The sequence below is a fragment of the Micromonospora sp. CA-111912 genome, from assembly GCF_050948415.1.
Lineage (GTDB): Bacteria > Actinomycetota > Actinomycetes > Mycobacteriales > Micromonosporaceae > Micromonospora.
The window spans coordinates 5,796,640-5,812,156 of sequence record NZ_CP192007.1 but is presented as its reverse complement, the minus strand read 5'-3'; the positions used below and the strand labels follow the sequence as shown (position 1 = coordinate 5,812,156).

The following is a 15,517-nucleotide window of genomic DNA, read 5'->3' as shown; positions in this document are numbered from 1 at the left end:
CACGTTCAGCATCCAGGGCAGAGTCAGCCCGCCGGCTTGGCCTTGACGTAGACGCCCTCGCCTTGGCGGCCCTCTACGAGGCCTTCGGTTCGAAGGATCAACATGGCGCTGCGAACAGAAGCGTAAGAAACCTCATGTTCGGCCTTGAGTTCGGTCGTCGACGGCAACTTGTCGCCTACGGCGAACTTGCCGCTGCGGATCTGTTCGCGGATGGACTCTGCCACTCGCTCGTACTTCGGGATCATCTGTACTCCTCGGGTCGCATCCCCGAGTAGATCACTTCCAGATATCCCTATCAACTATGTCGTGTCGTGTATACCTATCGTACTATGTCCGTTAAGCTCCGAGTCGTGTTCGTCCTCGGGTCGCACCAGGAGGGGCACAAGTCCGGTGCCTGCTCACTTGTTCCCCCGTGCCGAGTTGCGGCAGGCACCGGACCGATCAGCCAACCAGTCACGCCAAGTCGGGCCGTTCCGACGGCCGGGCCGCGCATCGCTGTCGACAGCGCAGGACGGAGGCACATGGAGCGGAGCATGGACACGCCCGCCGAACCGGTCGGTGACGGCCTCTCTATGGGGTTCGGTGGTAGCGACAGCCGCACCACCGAGGGGGGTGGGGTTCATCGGTCCAGGCAGCACCTGCTGACGCCAGTCGAGGTCCGCTGGCAGCGCTTCCCGATGACTCGGTTCGGCCGGCGAGGGCTTGCCCCGGACGCAGTCGCTAGCTTCCTCCATCGCGTCGAGACCGACCTGGACGCGCTCTATCGAGAGATCGTCGCGGCTCGGGATGAGGCTTGCCACTACCGGGACGCCTTGATGGTGCTACAAGCGGAGTGCTGGCGTCCACGCGAGCAGTGGGCACCCCGGCGCCGCGGCGAGTACAGGCGTTCGCCCATGTGGCCGCCGTACTCAGGCCGCCAGGAGGGCGGCCACCAGTTGCAGGGAGGCAGTTCCGGCGATGACTGACTATCCGGCGATCCACGGCCCGTCGAGGCCGGACTGGGACTGCCTCGTCTGCGGCGAGCCCTGGCCGTGTCTGACCCGCAAGCGCCAGCTCAAGGAACTGTGTCAGTGCAACGTCCGGACGCTCCTGCACTACATGAGCGAGTACCTGCGGGACGCCCACCAGGAGATCGAGGGCATGAGCACTGCTGAGATCACCGAGCGCTTCGTCGGGTGGTGCAGCAGGCCGCTGGAGATGTGGGTGGTTCAGGACATCAAGCCCGTCGACGACGGCGGCACGAGCGCCAACCAGGAGGCAGGGAGATGAGGAATACCCAGGACTACGGCCTGATGCCCGAGCGGATACTGACCGTTGATGCAGCGCCCCCTGTTCTGACCAGTGAGCCAGTCGCCCAGAGCAGTACGGTCTCTTTCTCGGTAGAGCAGCCCACTGAAGTTCGGATCGAGACTCCCGACCTCAAGGTCTTCATCAAGTCCCCGGCCAGCCTCGAAGAGGTCTGCCAGTCGGCAGAGAAGCTGTACGCCACCTACCGGGATGCCTGCGCCCCAAGGACGCCGCAAGCTGGCTTCACGTCGCCGTGAGCCAGGTCCCTTCCCCGGGGGACGTCATCCTGGTGACCAGCAAAGCATCGGTCCAGTTCGTGAAGCCCATGACCTTCAGGGTGATCAAGGTTCTGACCGAGTTCATCACCTACGACGGCTGGGTCTGGCTCCGGGGCTACCAGTTGGACGACAAGGGACACGCAGTCGCCAACCGCGAGATCTTCGTTCAGCCGGCGGGTCTGGTCACCTTGCAGAAGCGTCCAGCCCAGCAGGCGGCCACGGTCAACGACCAACGGAGACGGAACATGACGCCAGTGGTACGTCGATCGACGGCAGCCCTGACGGTCTATGGTGCTCTGCCCGCCGCTGAGGACGAAGGGCGCAGAGACTGATCGCCGACGCTGACCACCGCTGCGAGCATGTCGGGCGCGACGAGCGCGTCAGTGTGAAGGCGAATCCAAATACTGTGGTGGAGGGCAACCGGCCGGTCGCCCTCCACCACACGGGCTGCTTCAGCCGGCGACGAAGCGCAAGACCTCGATCGCGGCGTCTGTTGTTGAGGCCAGACAAGCGGCGAGGGTGCTCATCAGAGCAGCCCACATGGCAAGCGATCCCGCGCGCGAACTGCTCTTACGTTCGTCCTTGCGCCGATTTGACCGAAGCCTCTTAGCCATAACCCTCGTTACCCTCATTGAACCTGCGCTCCTACATAGGTGTCAGTGCAGGTTGGGGGCGGCACCCCGGGCCCGCGAAGCCATCGGTGCCGCCCCTTCCCATGCGCGCGGTTGCCCGCACCCTCACAAACGACCCAGGCGGTCCGAAGGAAACACGTCTCGTTGATCCGATTTGAGGCTTCTCAGTGCGACTATTCGCGCCCCTTTTGCCACGTTTTAGGTGAACCAGACGGACAAGATGTCCGTCGTCTTTGCTGGATGCAAGTTGCATATCGCAGCAGTTATGCCCTGCTCTTTGACGATTTGCCCCCCTGAATTTCGGCAGAAGCTGACTCGACTGACGCGCTTGTGCGACGCGACTGACGCGCTTGTGCGACGCGACTGACGCGTTTGTGCGACGCGACGGAGAAATAGGTAACGCGAGTGAGGACAGAGCTTGCGAGATGAAGGTCACAGCCTCGCGCGCTAGGCCGCCCCTTGGCCGCGCCGGCTGCGCGACACCCCTTGGAGGCGCAGTTGCCTCGTCGATGGAGTCACGTTCAGTTGGTCGCCGCCGAGGCGGACGGGATCAGCGGAGTGGTTTGGGCGGAGGGGCGAGAGGCGCTCGTGGTGTTGGCGCGGCTGCATGCGGCTGGAGGCGGAGCAACGTGGGCTCGGCGAGGTCCTGGCACCGAGTTTCCTTGGGAGGGGACGCCGGTGACCGACGCTCTCTGCCTTCCGGACATGACGACCGGGCCAGACAGCCACGACTTCGAGGTGCCGGGCGTGCAGGTGCCTATGGTGCCGGCGGCTTGCGGCAAACGGGGGGCACGCTTCTCTGCCCTAGATATACAACATCAATCTTCGGAAGTGCTCTTCTTGACGGACCGAATGTTGGATGCCCAGCGCACTTGTGGGTATCGGCGAGATGCTGCGGGGTTGGTGATGTCGGTGGTGAGGCCAAGCGGCACACACACTGACAGCGCCAGGCGGGTTGAATTCACCGTTCTCCCAGGAGTTGCCGACTATGCAGCTCAGGGCGACTGGGCCGGCTCGTCTGGTCGTGGCACTGAGTTGGACTTTGGGCAGATGGGAGTGAAAAAATCCCGGCCCCCCGTCCCTGGAAACGCCTCTGAGCCCGTTTCGCACACATCAAATTTTGGGAAACTTGGGCATCGTCTGACTGGTAATCGTGGTTTCGGGCCGTAGGCCTTGTCGCTCCAAGGTCAGGACGTAGGGCAACGGATGGTTCCCTTTATCGCCACCCGTCCGGATAGGCGGGCGACGGTTCCTCTTCGCCGTGGGCGTAGATGGGGCGTGCCAGTGGGGGGTTCCGGTGATGTCGTGCCCGTGCCCGGACGATGCGTGGGGTAGTGCTCGAACGGCCAGCCGGGGCCTAGTGCTTGCACGACTCGGCGGCGATGGTGTGAGTTTCCAGATTGCCGCTCCTGCAGGTAGACGAGGTGCGACTTGCCAGTGTTATTGCTGTTCATCTCGAACAGGGTATCGAGGTCTGCCCACCGAGGGACTGGCTCAATCTTAGCCACGACGGCGTGTCCAGCTAGCAGCCCGAGCTGGTGTTAGCAGCGGACCCAGCAATCAGTGCCCTCCAGGAGGGGGTTCCTGCGCGTTCATTTCCTCCTCCCTGTCATCCTTACTCGGCGGGCGTCATGCCATTTCACTGGCCAGTGGGGGTACTTAAGGTCCCCCCGATTGGCTCGCCCCCGGTAGTTCCCGTACTACGCCCCCTTAAAGGGGGGCGTAGTAGTACGGGAGGTAGTTCTGAACTAGTTCCGTACTACCTCTGACCTGCGAAAATGGTAGTACGGAACTAGTTCGGGGCGCGTACTAGTACGGCAATTGGGATGCTTCGATGCCCCCCCCGGGCTGCGATTGCTAGCCTAAGCCGTTCTCAGACGCCCACCTATCTGTACTTGTTTTGTATTCCTTGGCTATCTTGAGCTTCCCCCCTTGGGAGGCCAGATAGCCGCCCGCAATCAGGATGTCTACTGCAGCGTGCTTGGCCGAGTTGCCGCCCGTCACGGCCTTTCGCTTCGGGACAACCTCTTCGTTGGAACTGTTAACCAGCATCGTCTTGCTGAAGCCGTTCGGAAGTTTCATCTGCAAGTTTTTGGCGTGATTGAACATCGCCTTCACAAGGCTCTCGGAGACACTGGTCTTGTCCTTAGTGCCCCCCGTGGCCGGCTCGTCTGCCATCACCGTTCCGCCCGGCTTATCGATCCAAGCTTCAACCGCAAAGGTGGTCGGATCGCTCTTCACGTTGAAACTCCCAATGACCTTGTGGCGTGCAGTGTCGCCGTCTACTGTTCCTTGCCGGTCCTTATAATTCACGATGTTCGACTTGCCGTGCCTGCCCTTACCGCCCCACTCCTTCGGTTCAATCCGGTACATCGCACCGTCGATGCCAGACTTCTTGTGTTGGTTGCCCAATGGGCTGTTCCCACCTTCTTCCTTCGACTTTGATACGTGGTCGATCGTCACTACGGCAGGGCCGAGGCGAGCGAACCACTTCCCGATCTGGTCGTAAAATTTCGCTCCGTCTTCGGCGTCGTTGACCCTCCACCCATGGGCAGCCATGATCTCGGTTACCGCGTCGATGACGACCAGAGAGAAGGGCTCCTCCTTTGGTGTATCCTCGATCAATTTCTTAAGCGATGCCTTGGCAGCATCGGTGATTGGCGCATCAGGCCCTAGATAAACGAAGTGCCTTTTCAGTTGTGCATGGGTGAGGCCGAACAACGCCAGGCGCCTGAGTATCGCTCTAGGGCTATCCTCGTAGTCGATATAGATAACTCGACGTCCTCCTTGGATCTCCTGCACCGCTGCGAGCAGCGCCAACCAGCTCTTCATCGAGCCAGATTCGCCGAAGACGCCGTTGAGCTTGCCGGGATAAAACAGCTTGAAGCCATCCGTCCGGGCCAGGACAGTTGTTTCTAGATCTTCTAGCCCTTCGGCCAGCAGGCTCGCGATGTCGACCGGTGTCCAGCCGGCAACGCTCCTCTCCTCTGCGGAGCTGAGTGTGGCTTCAGCTTCGATAGCCTTTGTCGCTTCGGCCAGGAGAGATGCAGCGTCGATCGTCACGAGTGGTTCCAGACCATCGGATGCTTCAATCCAGCCTTGAGGCCGCTTTCGGTTGTCCCGGCAACCTCGACTGCAGGTAGGCCCGTCTTCAGCGCAGCCGCGGCTAGCGCTGCGGCAACCTGCTCCACAGGCATCCCTAGCCCCGCCACAGAGCCAAGGCGGAAGGCCAGCGCGTTGAGTGTGTTGTTGCGGCTACCCTCGCGAGCTTCGAGCATTTCCTTGACCAGCGCGATTGCGACCACCTCGAAGTATCGTTGCTTGCGTTCCTCCTCCGTGAGGCTGCAGTTCGTCAAGTCTTCTAAACCGGTTATCGGCTCGTCGGCCTTCTTGATGATCCCGGTGGCTCTATTGACCGGGCGTCTCACTGGCTTTATCCTCTGCAGGAATTCCAGCCAAGGTTGAAAGTCGGGGTGCTCACTTCCTTCCTGAAGGCCAATCCAGTCAATATTGCGGCTTGCGGTGTAAGGCTTCTTCGTGTTGTCGCTCTTACTGGCGCGGATGGTTGGAGGAATGAAGACCATCCCGCGCCCCCTTCCATTGTTGTCCCCAGCTTGCACCTCGATTCCAGGGACTGGCTTACAATTTCCAAGGTTTGATCGAGCAACGTAAAGATGCACACCGCCGCTCGGCGTCTGAACCTCACCATAGACAGGCGGAATTAGCCCAGCATTCCGAAGGCCGGCAAAGGACTCGTCACCCCCGTTCCGGGGGTCGATATCGATCACATCGAACCGGACACCAGTTACTGCGCAGACCGCCAAGCCAAGGCCGGGACGCCACCTGTCGAGACGGCACAGGTCGGCCGAGATTTCCGGCCACTTCCGGGGATAGTCGAACTCTCGATCAGAGTGCCTTGATGGGGCTGCAACGAATACTGGTACGCCTTGCTGGATGTACTCATGCGGTAGCCTCAGCTCCTCCGGGTGCTTGCCGAGAGTCGAGGCTGCCCAAATATCAGGGTTATGCCGATCGCCATTTGACGCGTCGGTGTTCATTGTTGTATGTTCTTTCTACTTTGTTGTTGATGTGCGGGGCCAGGTGGTCAGACCTGGCCCCGCATTTGTTTATCGTCCGAGGAGTAGTTGAACGCGCGCCAAGACGCGCTCTAGTTCCAGGGCGGTCTGCCAAAGGAGAGTCTGCGTTTCGATCTCCTCGGATTCAGCTGCTGGTTCACTGTCGTTGCGGGCTTCGTTGACGCTTGCATGTGTCATGCGCTACCGTTCCTTGACCTTGCGAAGGGGTCGCTACTTGGCAATTGCTGAGTCCCAGGGCCGGTTGAGGTGACAGCTCAACCGGCCCTTCGGCTTGACGGTCAGGAGCGCTCCGCTGCAACAGCGGTGACAGACCTGACCCGACACTCGTTGAGGTCCACTTCCTGATGGCGCCAGGCGTAGTTCGGCAACGTAACCGCATCTGCCCTGTGGTCATCGATCACAACCGGCGTAAGCTCCAAGCCGTCTTCCGCCCAGCAGCACTGCCAAGCAACGACGGGAAGATTGACAGTGCGAGTGGATGGCTTATCGCTGCCGCTGCCATGCCAAGGCGCTTCCACCACTAGCCCAGCGGTTGCGGGAAGTAGCTTGAAGTTCTTGCTCATCAGACTCACTTCTTGTCCTTTCGCTTTTGTCCAGCCAGCCAGTGCTGGACGTCGGATTCCTTGAATCGCACGGACCTGCCAACCATCGTCCGCGCGGGGCCGATTCCCCGAACCTTCCAGTTGTATACGGTCTGAACTCTGAGTCCGAGGTATGCGGCTAGGTCACGTGCGTTCATCAGTCTTTGAGTAGTCACAGCTTCCCCTGGTTATTAGGCGCAAAGGACCTACCCGGTCATTGGCCGAGTTACCGTATGAATGGTTGGGGGCCACGCGCAATCATGCGCCGGGGGCATTCGTGTAGGCCGCCTCTTGGGCGCGAATGGAAAGCTCTACGCTGCTTGCTCGTCGAGTCCCAGCATCGCTCGGAGCTTTGCAGTCGGAACGATCAGTCGGACGCCGATGCGGATGGTCGGAATATCACCCCTCTTTGCTGCCTCGTATGCCCCTCCTCGGTTGATGCCGAGTATCAACCCTGCTTCGGTTACGGACATGGTCGGGCGAGAAAGAAGGGTGGCGTAGTCCGGGTTTGGTGTTGGCCCGTTGGTTTCGGTCATGCCGGGTATTGAATAGTATTGGGGCGTGCCGTTCCACCATTCCCCGATGGAACGGCGCTATAGCGGGTCTTGGTCAGCTTAACCAGCCGACAGAACCCTCCCTATAGCGAGTTGATGCACAGGGTTAGCCACCCTTCCGTGAGGCGTGATGAGTGTATTGCTGTGAGTAGCGTAAGCAGTCGGAGTCTCGTAACGCAAGCATTCGGTGATATACGGACGCGCCGTCGACTAAGCGAGTTGGTCGCCTGGGACTTCCATTCACACTGATTATCTTTATCCGCACCCAGTACGAGACCACCCCCGGCCCGCGTTGGGGCTCGTACGTCCATCTGAGGGGCGTTTCCATGCCACGCAAGCAAGACCCGATCAAGAAAGTCATCCTGAAGGACGGTCGGACCCGCTACAGGTTCGTCATCGATGTCGGCAGGCGGTCGGACGGCAGACGTGACCAGCGGACCTACACGTACGACACGCTCAGGGAGGCCAAGGCCGAGCGGGCGAAGATCATCGCGGGCAGGTCGACGGGGACCTACGTCGCGCCCTCGACGCTGACCCTGGGGGAGTACCTCCCCACCTGGCTGGCCGGTAAGCGCAACCTTCGGGCGGGGGCGCTCAGGGCGTACACCGATGCACTCAAGCCTGTGATCGAGCGGCTCGGGGCCGTCGAGGTACAGAAGCTCAGCAAGGCCGACCTGGACGGCCTCGTTGACTGGATGCTGTCCAGTGGGCGCAGGGTCGGCAACGTCAAGAAGCAGAACCTGTCGCCGCGATCCGTCTGCGTGATGCTCACGGTCCTGTCCGGAGCCCTGGACAGTGCCGAGAAGCAGGGACTGATCGTCCGCAACGTAGTGAGGCTGGTCGAGCGTCCGACTCACCGCAGACGGGAGATGAAGACCTGGACCGCCGAGCAGGCGATGGCCTTCCTGTCCTACGTGGCCGAGGACCGTCTGTATGCGGCGTGGTGCCTGAGCCTGTACGGGCTGCGGCGAGGCGAGGTTGTTGGGCTCCGCTGGGACTGGGTCGACGTCACCGGCGAGCGTGCCGAGGAGTTGGGCGCAAGCAAGGGGACGCCGACCATCACCGTTTATAAGGCACGGGTGTCGGTCGCCGGCGAGGTGATCGAGGAAGACCCCAAGAGCGAGCGCGGTCGGCGGACGCTGCCGCTGGACGCGACTCTCGGGGCTGCGCTGAAGGCGCTCAAGGCCCGACAGGCAGCCGAGCGTCTTGAAGCCGGCGCCGCGTACGAGAGGTCGGGTCTGGTCGTCGTCAACGAGCTGGGTCAACCACCGCGCCCGGAGTGGTACGGCGACAGGTTCCAGTGGTTGACCGCGAAGGCTGGGCTACCCGTCATCCGCCTGCATGACGCCCGGCACACCTGCGGAACCTTGATGCACTTGAGGGGAGTGCCCACGGCGGTCATCTCCGCTTGGCTGGGCCACGCCAGCGCGGCCTTCACGATGAAGACCTACGTGCATTCCCAGGACGAGGCGTTGCACAGTGCCGGGGCGACGTTGATGCAGGCCCTCACAGGCGTTGCACCCGCTACTCCGAGGGTGGCTCTCACCGGCGATCAGGGGGACACGCAGGACCGCCGTCCGGCATGATCAACAACCCTCGTGTGACACACCTGTGACAAATTGGCCGTCGAGGATAGATCAAGCGTGATGGCGTAGATCGCTGATCATGATGCTGACCTGCATGTATTGATGGAGCGGGCGACGGGAATCGAACCCGCACCGTCAGTTTGGAAGACTGAAGCTCTACCATTGAGCTACGCCCGCGTGCGCCCCGCAGCACGGGGCGCGCCGACAGCTTACCCGGTGCCCGGGCCCGACCGCGCATCCGTATCTCCCCACCCCCCCGCCCGGCCGGCCCCTCCCGTACCAAGATCCGCGCAGTCTCGTGGAATGTGTGGCCTCCCAGCCCGCCGCATGGCCACACTTTCCCTGCAGTTGGCCACGCCGAGGTCGGGCCAGAGCGCGGGCGGGTCCGGGCTCGAGCGCCTGGCGGCGTCGCGGCCGGCGCCGGGCTTGGGCGCAGCCCACGGGCGGCCCGCGGGACGCCGAATGGACTGCCGCCGGCCCGTCGGGGTGCCGCCGCTGGGCGGGTGCGGGGCGTGCGCCGATTGGGGTCCGTGTCCCGTCGGGGTGGTTCCGGGGTGTCGGGTGACGCCCCGGCACTCCCGGCGGGCGGCCAAGGCATACACTTCTCGTCGCCACGGGGTGTGGCGCAGCTTGGTAGCGCACTCGCTTTGGGAGCGAGGGGCCGTGGGTTCAAATCCCGCCACCCCGACTGTCGTCCGCGGCCGGGGCGTCCCGGGAGCCGCCGTTTCCGCTCGGTCCCCGGGCGCTGCCGGAGGGCCGCGCCGGCTCACCTACACTCGATGGGCCGAATTACGCCCAGACTCAACTGAGATCCGTCAAGGAGTACGCCTGTGAAGAGCACCGTCGAGACTCTGAGCCCGACGCGCGTGCGGCTCGCCATCGAGGTGCCGTTCGTCGAGCTCGAGCCGAGCCTCAAGAAGGCGTACCGGGAGATCGGTTCGCAGGTACAGGTGCCCGGCTTCCGCCGGGGCAAGGTGCCAACCGCCGTGATCGACCAGCGGGTGGGTCGGGGCACCGTCCTCAACGAGGCGGTGCAGGAGGCCATCCCGCAGAACATCCTCGCCGCGGTCCGCGAGCACGACCTGAAGACTCTCGGCCGCCCCGAGGTCGAGATCACCGAGTTCAACGACGGTGACTCGCTGAACTTCACCGCCGAGGTCGACGTCCGGCCCGAAATCACCCTGCCGGACCTGGACAGCATCGAGGTCACCGTCGACGAGCTCCAGATCGACGACAGCGAGATCGACGAGCAGGTGAAGAGCCTGCGCGACCGGTTCGCCACGCTGAAGACCGTCGAGCGGGCCGCAGCCGAGGGCGACTTCGTCCAGATCGACCTGAACGCCACGGTCGACGGCGAGGACGTCCCCGGCGGGCAGGCGACCAACATCTCCCACGAGGTCGGCAGCAAGCAGCTCCTGCCGGGGCTGGACGAGGCGGTCGTCGGCCTCGCCGCCGGCGAGAGCACCACCTTCACCACCCAGCTCGTCGGCGGCGACTTCGCCGGCCGGGACGCCGAGGTGGCGGTGACCGTGCGTACGGTCAAGGAGAAGGAGCTGCCCGAGCTCGACGACGACTTCGCGCAGCTGGCGAGCGAGTTCGACACGATCGAGGAGCTGCGCGGCGACCTGCGCGAGAAGGTCACCCAGGGCAAGCGCGTCGAGCAGATCTACGCCGCCCGGGACAAGGCCCTCGAGCAGCTCGTCGAGGCCGCCGAGGTGCCGGCGCCGGAGGGCGTGGTCCGCGAGGAGGTCGAGAGCCGCAAGCAGGCCATGGTCGACCAGCTGGAGCGGATCGGCGCCTCGCTGGAGGAGTACCTCGCCGCCGAGGACAAGACCGAGGAGCAGATCGACGCCGAGCTGAACGAGGCGGCGACCGACGGGGTCAAGATCCAGCTGCTGCTGGACATCCTGGCCGACGCCGAGGACGTCCAGGTCTCCGACGACGAGTTCGGCCACGAGATCGTCCACCGCGCCCAGCGCGCCGGGATGGCCCCGCAGCAGTACTACGACCAGCTCGTCCGCTCCGGCGCGGCGGCCGCCGTCTTCGGCGACGTGCGGCGGGGCAAGGCGCTCGCCTCGGTGATGGAGCGCATCAAGATCAAGGATTCGGCGGGCAACGAGGTCAGCCTCGACGCGATCCGCGCGGAGAGCGGCGAGACCCACGACCACGACCACGAGCACTGATCGTCGGCTGAGGCCGCCGTCCACCGGGACCGGTGGACGGCGGCCGAAACCCTTTTCCGGGTACGTCTGCGAGGGGCTGCGCTGAGAGCGAAAAGCGCCCCGACCGGGACTGTGCCACCCGGGCGAGCGGTTAGTGTCGTGGAAGACGGTACGGAGAGCGAAGGGCTGCCATGACCGACATGCACATCCCAGCGAAGCCGCTCCGGGCGATCGAGGCCCGCGGTGGCGACAACATTGGCAACCTCGACGACTCGGTCTACAACCGGTTGCTCAAGGAGCGCATCATCTTCCTGGGCAGCGAGGTGACCGACCAGGTCGCCAACCGCATCTGCGCGCAGCTGCTGCTGCTCGCCGCGGAGGACCCGGACCGCGACATCAACCTCTGGATCAACTCGCCGGGTGGCTCGGTCTACTCCGGCATGGCGATCTACGACACCATGCAGTTCATCGACAACGACGTGTCGACCGTGGCGATGGGCATGGCGGCCTCGATGGGCCAGCTGCTGCTCTGCGCGGGCACCAAGGGCAAGCGGTACGCCCTGCCCCACGCGCGGATCATGATGCACCAGCCGTCCGGCGGCATGGGCGGCACCGCCTCCGACATCGCCATCCAGGCGGAGCAGATGCTCTACACGAAGCGGATGTTCCAGGAGCGGGTCGCGCACCACACCGGCCAGACCCAGGCGCAGATCGAGGCGGACTCGGACCGCGACCGCTGGTTCACCGCCCAGGAGGCCAGGGATTACGGCTTCATCGACAAGGTGATCACCGGAGCCACCCAGGTTCCGGAAGGCGCCGGGACCCTGAGCTGAGCGAGGAGCTGACGATGACCGACCTGAGCCTGCCGCCCCAGTTCGCGGCCGTGCACAACCGCTACGTCCTGCCGTCGTTCGTCGAGCGCACGTCGTACGGGGTGAAGGAGTCCAACCCGTACAACAAGCTCTTCGAGGACCGGATCATCTTCCTCGGTGTCCAGGTGGACGACGCGTCCGCCAACGACGTGATGGCGCAGCTGCTGACGCTCGAGGGCACCGACCCGGACCGCGACATCATCATGTACATCAACTCGCCCGGCGGCTCGTTCACCGCCATGACGGCGATCTACGACACCATGCAGTACGTCCGGCCGGACATCCAGACGGTCTGCCTCGGCCAGGCCGCCAGCGCGGCCGCCGTGCTGCTGGCCGCCGGCACGCCGGGCAAGCGGATGGCGCTGCCGAACTCGCGGATCATCATCCACCAGCCGGCTACCGAAGGCGGCTACGGGCAGGGCTCGGACATCGAGATCCAGGCCCGGGAGATCCTGCGGATGCGGACGCAGCTGGAGGACATGCTCTCCCGGCACTGCAACCGGGCGGTCGACCTGGTCCGCAAGGACATCGACCGTGACAAGATCATGACGGCCGAGGAGTCCCGCGAGTACGGGCTGGTCGACACGATCCTCAGCAGCCGCAAGAAGGGCCTGCTGGCCGCCAACGCGGCCGGCTGAGGCGAGCATCGAATCAGAGGCCGGCCGGGCGGGTTCCCGGTCGGCCTCTGACACGCCCGAATTGGGGGTCGGAGAAACCCCCGCCAGCGGGTAACGTCGGGTTCGTACCGCTGCGTCGGGACGGTCCGGCGAGCGAGCAGAGCCGGACGGAGCGCAGCGTCCGCAAGTCATGGCCGGTGCACGGCCGATGAGTGCAGGGAGAACGTAGGTGGCACGGATCGGTGACGGCGGCGACCTACTGAAATGCTCCTTCTGCGGCAAGTCGCAGAAGCAGGTCAAGAAGCTCATCGCGGGCCCAGGGGTCTACATCTGCGACGAGTGCATCGATCTCTGCAACGAGATCATCGAGGAGGAGTTGGCCGAGTCCGGCGAGGTGAAGTGGGAAGAGCTTCCCAAGCCGATGGAGATCTGCCAGTTCCTCGACAACTACGTGGTCGGCCAGGATCAGGCCAAGAAGGCGCTAGCGGTCGCGGTCTACAACCACTACAAGCGGATCCAGGCCGAGGCGGCCGGCGCGCCGGGCTCCGGTGGCGACGCCGTCGAGCTGGCCAAGTCGAACATCCTGCTGCTCGGGCCGACCGGCTGTGGCAAGACGCACCTGGCGCAGACCCTCGCACGGATGCTGAACGTCCCCTTCGCCATCGCCGACGCCACCGCGCTGACCGAGGCCGGCTATGTCGGTGAGGACGTGGAGAACATCCTCCTCAAGCTGATCCAGGCCGCGGACTACGACATCAAGCGCGCCGAGACCGGCATCATCTACATCGACGAGGTCGACAAGATCGCCCGCAAGTCGGAGAACCCGTCGATCACCCGGGACGTGTCCGGCGAGGGCGTCCAGCAGGCCCTGCTCAAGATGCTGGAGGGCACGGTGTCCAACGTGCCGCCACAGGGCGGCCGGAAGCACCCGCACCAGGAGTTCATCCAGATCGACACCACCAACGTGCTGTTCATCTGCGGTGGTGCCTTCGCCGGTCTCGACCAGATCATCGAGGCTCGCACCGGCCACGGCGGCACCGGCTTCGGCTCCCGGCTCCGGTCGATCTCCGACCGTTCGTCCGACGACGTCTTCAGCCAGGTGATGCCGGAGGACATGCTGAAGTTCGGGCTGATCCCCGAGTTCGTCGGCCGGCTTCCGGTGATCACCAACGTCCGCAGCCTCGACCGGACGGCCCTCGTGCGGATCCTCACCGAGCCGCGCAACGCCCTGGTCAAGCAGTACCAACGCCTCTTCGAGCTGGACGGCGTCGAGCTGGAGTTCGACGAGCCGGCCCTGGAGGCGATCGCCGACCAGGCGATGCTGCGCGGCACCGGGGCCCGTGGCCTGCGTGCCATCATCGAGGAGGTTCTGCTCTCCGCGATGTACGAGGTGCCGAGCAACCCCGACGCCGCCCGGGTGCTGATCACCCGCGAGGTGGTCCTGGAGAACGTCAACCCGACGATCGTGCCACGGGAGTTCACCGGCCGCCGGGCCCGTCGCGACCGTGGGGACCGCGAGGAGAAGTCCGCCTGACCCGTTCTCCCCCGGATCGGGGGAGCGGTGTTCCCGCGGCGGCCCCGGAGAAGTCCGAGGCTGTCGCGGGCGTTTCTCCGGCCGTACGCTGAGGGCCATGCGCGTCGCCGTCTGCCAGCTCAACGCCCGCGATGACCGGGCGGCCAACCTCGCGGCCGCGGAGGCCCTGCTGTCCCGCGCCGCGGCGGCCGGAGCGGACCTGGCCGTCCTCCCGGAGTACGTCGACTACCTGGGCCCCGCAGCCGGACTGCCCGCGCCGGAGTCCGTCGACGGCACGGTGGGCCGGTTCTTCGCCGACGTGGCCCGCCGGCTCGGCATCTGGCTGGTCGCGGGATCCTTCCACGAGGTCGGTCCGGATCCGGAACACACCTTCAACACGTCGCTGGTCTTCGACCGGTCCGGCACGCTGGTCACCAGCTACCGCAAGATCCACCTGTACGACGTGGAGATCCCGGGGCGGGTGTCCTACCTGGAGTCGGCGACGGTCGCACCAGGGGAGAAGCCCGTGGTGGTCGACGTCGAGGGCGTCCGGGTCGGCCTGTCGATCTGCTACGACCTGCGGTTCCCCGAGCTCTACCGGCAGCTGGTCACGGACGGGGACGCGCAACTGCTGGTGCTGCCGGCGGCGTTCATGCTGCACACCGGGCGGGATCACTGGGAGGTCCTGCTGCGGGCCCGCGCCATCGAGAACCAGTGCTTCGTGGCGGCGGCCGGTCAGACCGGCGACCACGAGCCGGGGCGTACCTGTTTCGGCCGCAGCATGGTGGTCGACCCGTGGGGGACGGTCCTCGGCCAGGTGCCGGACGGCCCCGGCCTGACTGTCGTCGACCTCGACCTGGAGCGGCTCCGGGTGATCCGCGCCGAACTGCCGAGCCTGGCGAACCGCCGCCTCTGAGCGCCGCTACCGGGAGGCTGTTCGGGAACCTGCGGCCGGTGCCCAGGGCGAGCCCGTAGGGCGTCGCGTGTGGCCGGTCGTCAACCCTGGAGCAGGACGCCGATCACGGTGAGGCCGGCGATGGCGCCGGCGGTGACCAAAAGGGCGGTGGTCATCCGGGACCTTCCTCGACGGGCCAGCCGGCCGACCGACACCAGGATGACGACCAGTACGACGGCGCCGATGACCAGCTGCCAGAAGGGCATCAGCAGGCCGAGCAGAGCTTCCTCGGCGAGTGTGGCCGCCGGTAGGGCGGGAGCGTCATCCATGCCAGACACTCTGGCACGCCGGCGCATGGTGTGCGGGTGAGCCATGCGGACGGTCCCCGGGGCGCGAGCCGGCGACGGCATTGACGGAGGCTGATTTGCCTTCTGTTGGCCGTA

The 15,517-nt window shown here is 64.7% G+C and carries 17 protein-coding genes and 2 tRNA genes; 11 read left to right on the top strand and 8 right to left on the bottom strand.

Annotated features, from left to right (window positions below; translation table 11 throughout):
- Positions 1 to 23: 23 nt before the first annotated feature.
- Positions 24 to 245 carry a winged helix-turn-helix domain-containing protein gene (locus ACQPZO_RS24240; protein ID WP_433344197.1) on the bottom strand — a complete coding sequence of 74 codons (222 nt, stop codon included), beginning with the start codon at positions 243 to 245 and terminating at the stop codon, positions 24 to 26.
- An 84-nt stretch (positions 246 to 329) separates the two neighbouring features.
- On the opposite strand from ACQPZO_RS24240, the gene ACQPZO_RS24235 reads away from it, so the two are divergent.
- From ACQPZO_RS24235 to ACQPZO_RS24220, 4 genes are read left to right on the top strand one after another with little or no spacing between them, the layout of a single operon-like run.
- Positions 330 to 965 carry a DivIVA domain-containing protein gene (locus tag ACQPZO_RS24235; protein ID WP_433344195.1) on the top strand — a complete coding sequence of 212 codons (636 nt, stop codon included), beginning with the start codon at positions 330 to 332 and terminating at the stop codon, positions 963 to 965.
- Positions 958 to 1,269, top strand: coding sequence for a hypothetical protein (locus tag ACQPZO_RS24230; protein ID WP_433344194.1), 312 nt, complete (start codon positions 958 to 960; stop codon positions 1,267 to 1,269). The genes ACQPZO_RS24235 and ACQPZO_RS24230 overlap by 8 nt, the downstream gene beginning before the upstream one ends.
- Positions 1,266 to 1,544, top strand: coding sequence for a hypothetical protein (locus tag ACQPZO_RS24225; protein ID WP_433344193.1), 279 nt, complete (start codon positions 1,266 to 1,268; stop codon positions 1,542 to 1,544). Before ACQPZO_RS24230 ends, ACQPZO_RS24225 begins: the two co-directional genes overlap by 4 nt.
- Before the next feature lie 32 nt (positions 1,545 to 1,576).
- Positions 1,577 to 1,897 carry a hypothetical protein gene (locus ACQPZO_RS24220; RefSeq protein WP_433344191.1) on the top strand — a complete coding sequence of 107 codons (321 nt, stop codon included), beginning with the start codon at positions 1,577 to 1,579 and terminating at the stop codon, positions 1,895 to 1,897.
- A gap of 2,157 nt (positions 1,898 to 4,054) precedes the next feature.
- Here ACQPZO_RS24220 and ACQPZO_RS24215 read toward each other — a convergent pair.
- The 5 genes from ACQPZO_RS24215 to ACQPZO_RS24195 all read right to left on the bottom strand — a co-directional run bounded on the left by ACQPZO_RS24215 (position 4,055) and on the right by ACQPZO_RS24195 (position 7,411).
- The gene (locus ACQPZO_RS24215; RefSeq protein ID WP_433344189.1) at positions 4,055 to 5,260 is read right to left on the bottom strand and encodes an AAA family ATPase; all 1,206 of its coding nucleotides are present in this window, start codon (positions 5,258 to 5,260) and stop codon (positions 4,055 to 4,057) included.
- Positions 5,257 to 6,255: a bifunctional DNA primase/polymerase gene (locus ACQPZO_RS24210; protein WP_433344188.1), complete on the bottom strand. Its 999-nt coding sequence runs from the start codon at positions 6,253 to 6,255 to the stop codon at positions 5,257 to 5,259. Before ACQPZO_RS24210 ends, ACQPZO_RS24215 begins: the two co-directional genes overlap by 4 nt.
- 317 nt (positions 6,256 to 6,572) lie before the next feature.
- The gene (locus ACQPZO_RS24205; RefSeq protein ID WP_433344186.1) at positions 6,573 to 6,857 is read right to left on the bottom strand and encodes a hypothetical protein; all 285 of its coding nucleotides are present in this window, start codon (positions 6,855 to 6,857) and stop codon (positions 6,573 to 6,575) included.
- Between the two features lie 5 nt (positions 6,858 to 6,862).
- Positions 6,863 to 7,033 (bottom strand): helix-turn-helix transcriptional regulator, encoded by a 171-nt coding sequence (locus ACQPZO_RS24200; protein ID WP_433344185.1) that lies wholly within the window; start codon positions 7,031 to 7,033, stop codon positions 6,863 to 6,865.
- Between the two features lie 153 nt (positions 7,034 to 7,186).
- Entirely contained in the window at positions 7,187 to 7,411 is a 225-nt protein-coding gene (locus ACQPZO_RS24195; RefSeq protein ID WP_433344183.1) for a helix-turn-helix domain-containing protein, read from the bottom strand.
- A 344-nt stretch (positions 7,412 to 7,755) separates the two neighbouring features.
- On the opposite strand from ACQPZO_RS24195, the gene ACQPZO_RS24190 reads away from it, so the two are divergent.
- Positions 7,756 to 9,015: a tyrosine-type recombinase/integrase gene (locus ACQPZO_RS24190; RefSeq protein ID WP_433344181.1), complete on the top strand. Its 1,260-nt coding sequence runs from the start codon at positions 7,756 to 7,758 to the stop codon at positions 9,013 to 9,015.
- Positions 9,016 to 9,118: 103 nt separating this feature from the next.
- Here ACQPZO_RS24190 and ACQPZO_RS24185 read toward each other — a convergent pair.
- A tRNA-Gly gene (locus ACQPZO_RS24185) sits at positions 9,119 to 9,192 on the bottom strand.
- Between the two features lie 437 nt (positions 9,193 to 9,629).
- Here ACQPZO_RS24185 and ACQPZO_RS24180 point away from each other — a divergent pair.
- From ACQPZO_RS24180 to ACQPZO_RS24155, 6 genes are all read left to right on the top strand, one after another.
- A tRNA-Pro gene (locus ACQPZO_RS24180) sits at positions 9,630 to 9,703 on the top strand.
- Between the two features lie 142 nt (positions 9,704 to 9,845).
- Positions 9,846 to 11,198 (top strand): trigger factor, encoded by a 1,353-nt coding sequence (gene tig / locus ACQPZO_RS24175; protein ID WP_433344179.1) that lies wholly within the window; start codon positions 9,846 to 9,848, stop codon positions 11,196 to 11,198.
- 170 nt (positions 11,199 to 11,368) lie between these two features.
- The gene (locus ACQPZO_RS24170; protein WP_161684732.1) at positions 11,369 to 12,010 is read left to right on the top strand and encodes an ATP-dependent Clp protease proteolytic subunit; all 642 of its coding nucleotides are present in this window, start codon (positions 11,369 to 11,371) and stop codon (positions 12,008 to 12,010) included.
- A gap of 14 nt (positions 12,011 to 12,024) precedes the next feature.
- Positions 12,025 to 12,687, top strand: a complete 663-nt coding sequence (locus ACQPZO_RS24165) for an ATP-dependent Clp protease proteolytic subunit (protein WP_350886248.1) — start codon at positions 12,025 to 12,027, stop codon at positions 12,685 to 12,687.
- A 208-nt stretch (positions 12,688 to 12,895) separates the two neighbouring features.
- Positions 12,896 to 14,200, top strand: coding sequence for an ATP-dependent Clp protease ATP-binding subunit ClpX (clpX, locus tag ACQPZO_RS24160; RefSeq protein WP_387026193.1), 1,305 nt, complete (start codon positions 12,896 to 12,898; stop codon positions 14,198 to 14,200).
- 97 nt (positions 14,201 to 14,297) lie between these two features.
- Positions 14,298 to 15,095 carry a carbon-nitrogen hydrolase family protein gene (locus tag ACQPZO_RS24155; RefSeq protein WP_433344176.1) on the top strand — a complete coding sequence of 266 codons (798 nt, stop codon included), beginning with the start codon at positions 14,298 to 14,300 and terminating at the stop codon, positions 15,093 to 15,095.
- Between the two features lie 80 nt (positions 15,096 to 15,175).
- On the opposite strand, the gene ACQPZO_RS24150 is transcribed toward ACQPZO_RS24155, so the two are convergent.
- Positions 15,176 to 15,403: a hypothetical protein gene (locus ACQPZO_RS24150; RefSeq protein WP_387026197.1), complete on the bottom strand. Its 228-nt coding sequence runs from the start codon at positions 15,401 to 15,403 to the stop codon at positions 15,176 to 15,178.
- Positions 15,404 to 15,517: the final 114 nt, after the last annotated feature.

What these genes read in the sequence shown, in the direction of transcription:
- ACQPZO_RS24240 (WP_433344197.1), bottom strand. Translation starts at nt 245, where the DNA reads ATGATCCCGAAGTACGAGCGAGTGGCAGAGTCCATCCGCGAACAGATC.
- ACQPZO_RS24235 (WP_433344195.1), top strand. Translation starts at nt 330, where the DNA reads ATGTCCGTTAAGCTCCGAGTCGTGTTCGTCCTCGGGTCGCACCAGGAG.
- ACQPZO_RS24230 (WP_433344194.1), top strand. Translation starts at nt 958, where the DNA reads ATGACTGACTATCCGGCGATCCACGGCCCGTCGAGGCCGGACTGGGAC.
- ACQPZO_RS24225 (WP_433344193.1), top strand. Translation starts at nt 1,266, where the DNA reads ATGAGGAATACCCAGGACTACGGCCTGATGCCCGAGCGGATACTGACC.
- ACQPZO_RS24210 (WP_433344188.1), bottom strand. Translation starts at nt 6,255, where the DNA reads ATGAACACCGACGCGTCAAATGGCGATCGGCATAACCCTGATATTTGG.
- ACQPZO_RS24205 (WP_433344186.1), bottom strand. Translation starts at nt 6,857, where the DNA reads ATGAGCAAGAACTTCAAGCTACTTCCCGCAACCGCTGGGCTAGTGGTG.
- ACQPZO_RS24200 (WP_433344185.1), bottom strand. Translation starts at nt 7,033, where the DNA reads ATGAACGCACGTGACCTAGCCGCATACCTCGGACTCAGAGTTCAGACC.
- ACQPZO_RS24195 (WP_433344183.1), bottom strand. Translation starts at nt 7,411, where the DNA reads ATGACCGAAACCAACGGGCCAACACCAAACCCGGACTACGCCACCCTT.
- ACQPZO_RS24190 (WP_433344181.1), top strand. Translation starts at nt 7,756, where the DNA reads ATGCCACGCAAGCAAGACCCGATCAAGAAAGTCATCCTGAAGGACGGT.
- ACQPZO_RS24170 (WP_161684732.1), top strand. Translation starts at nt 11,369, where the DNA reads ATGACCGACATGCACATCCCAGCGAAGCCGCTCCGGGCGATCGAGGCC.
- ACQPZO_RS24165 (WP_350886248.1), top strand. Translation starts at nt 12,025, where the DNA reads ATGACCGACCTGAGCCTGCCGCCCCAGTTCGCGGCCGTGCACAACCGC.
- ACQPZO_RS24155 (WP_433344176.1), top strand. Translation starts at nt 14,298, where the DNA reads ATGCGCGTCGCCGTCTGCCAGCTCAACGCCCGCGATGACCGGGCGGCC.
- ACQPZO_RS24150 (WP_387026197.1), bottom strand. Translation starts at nt 15,403, where the DNA reads ATGGATGACGCTCCCGCCCTACCGGCGGCCACACTCGCCGAGGAAGCT.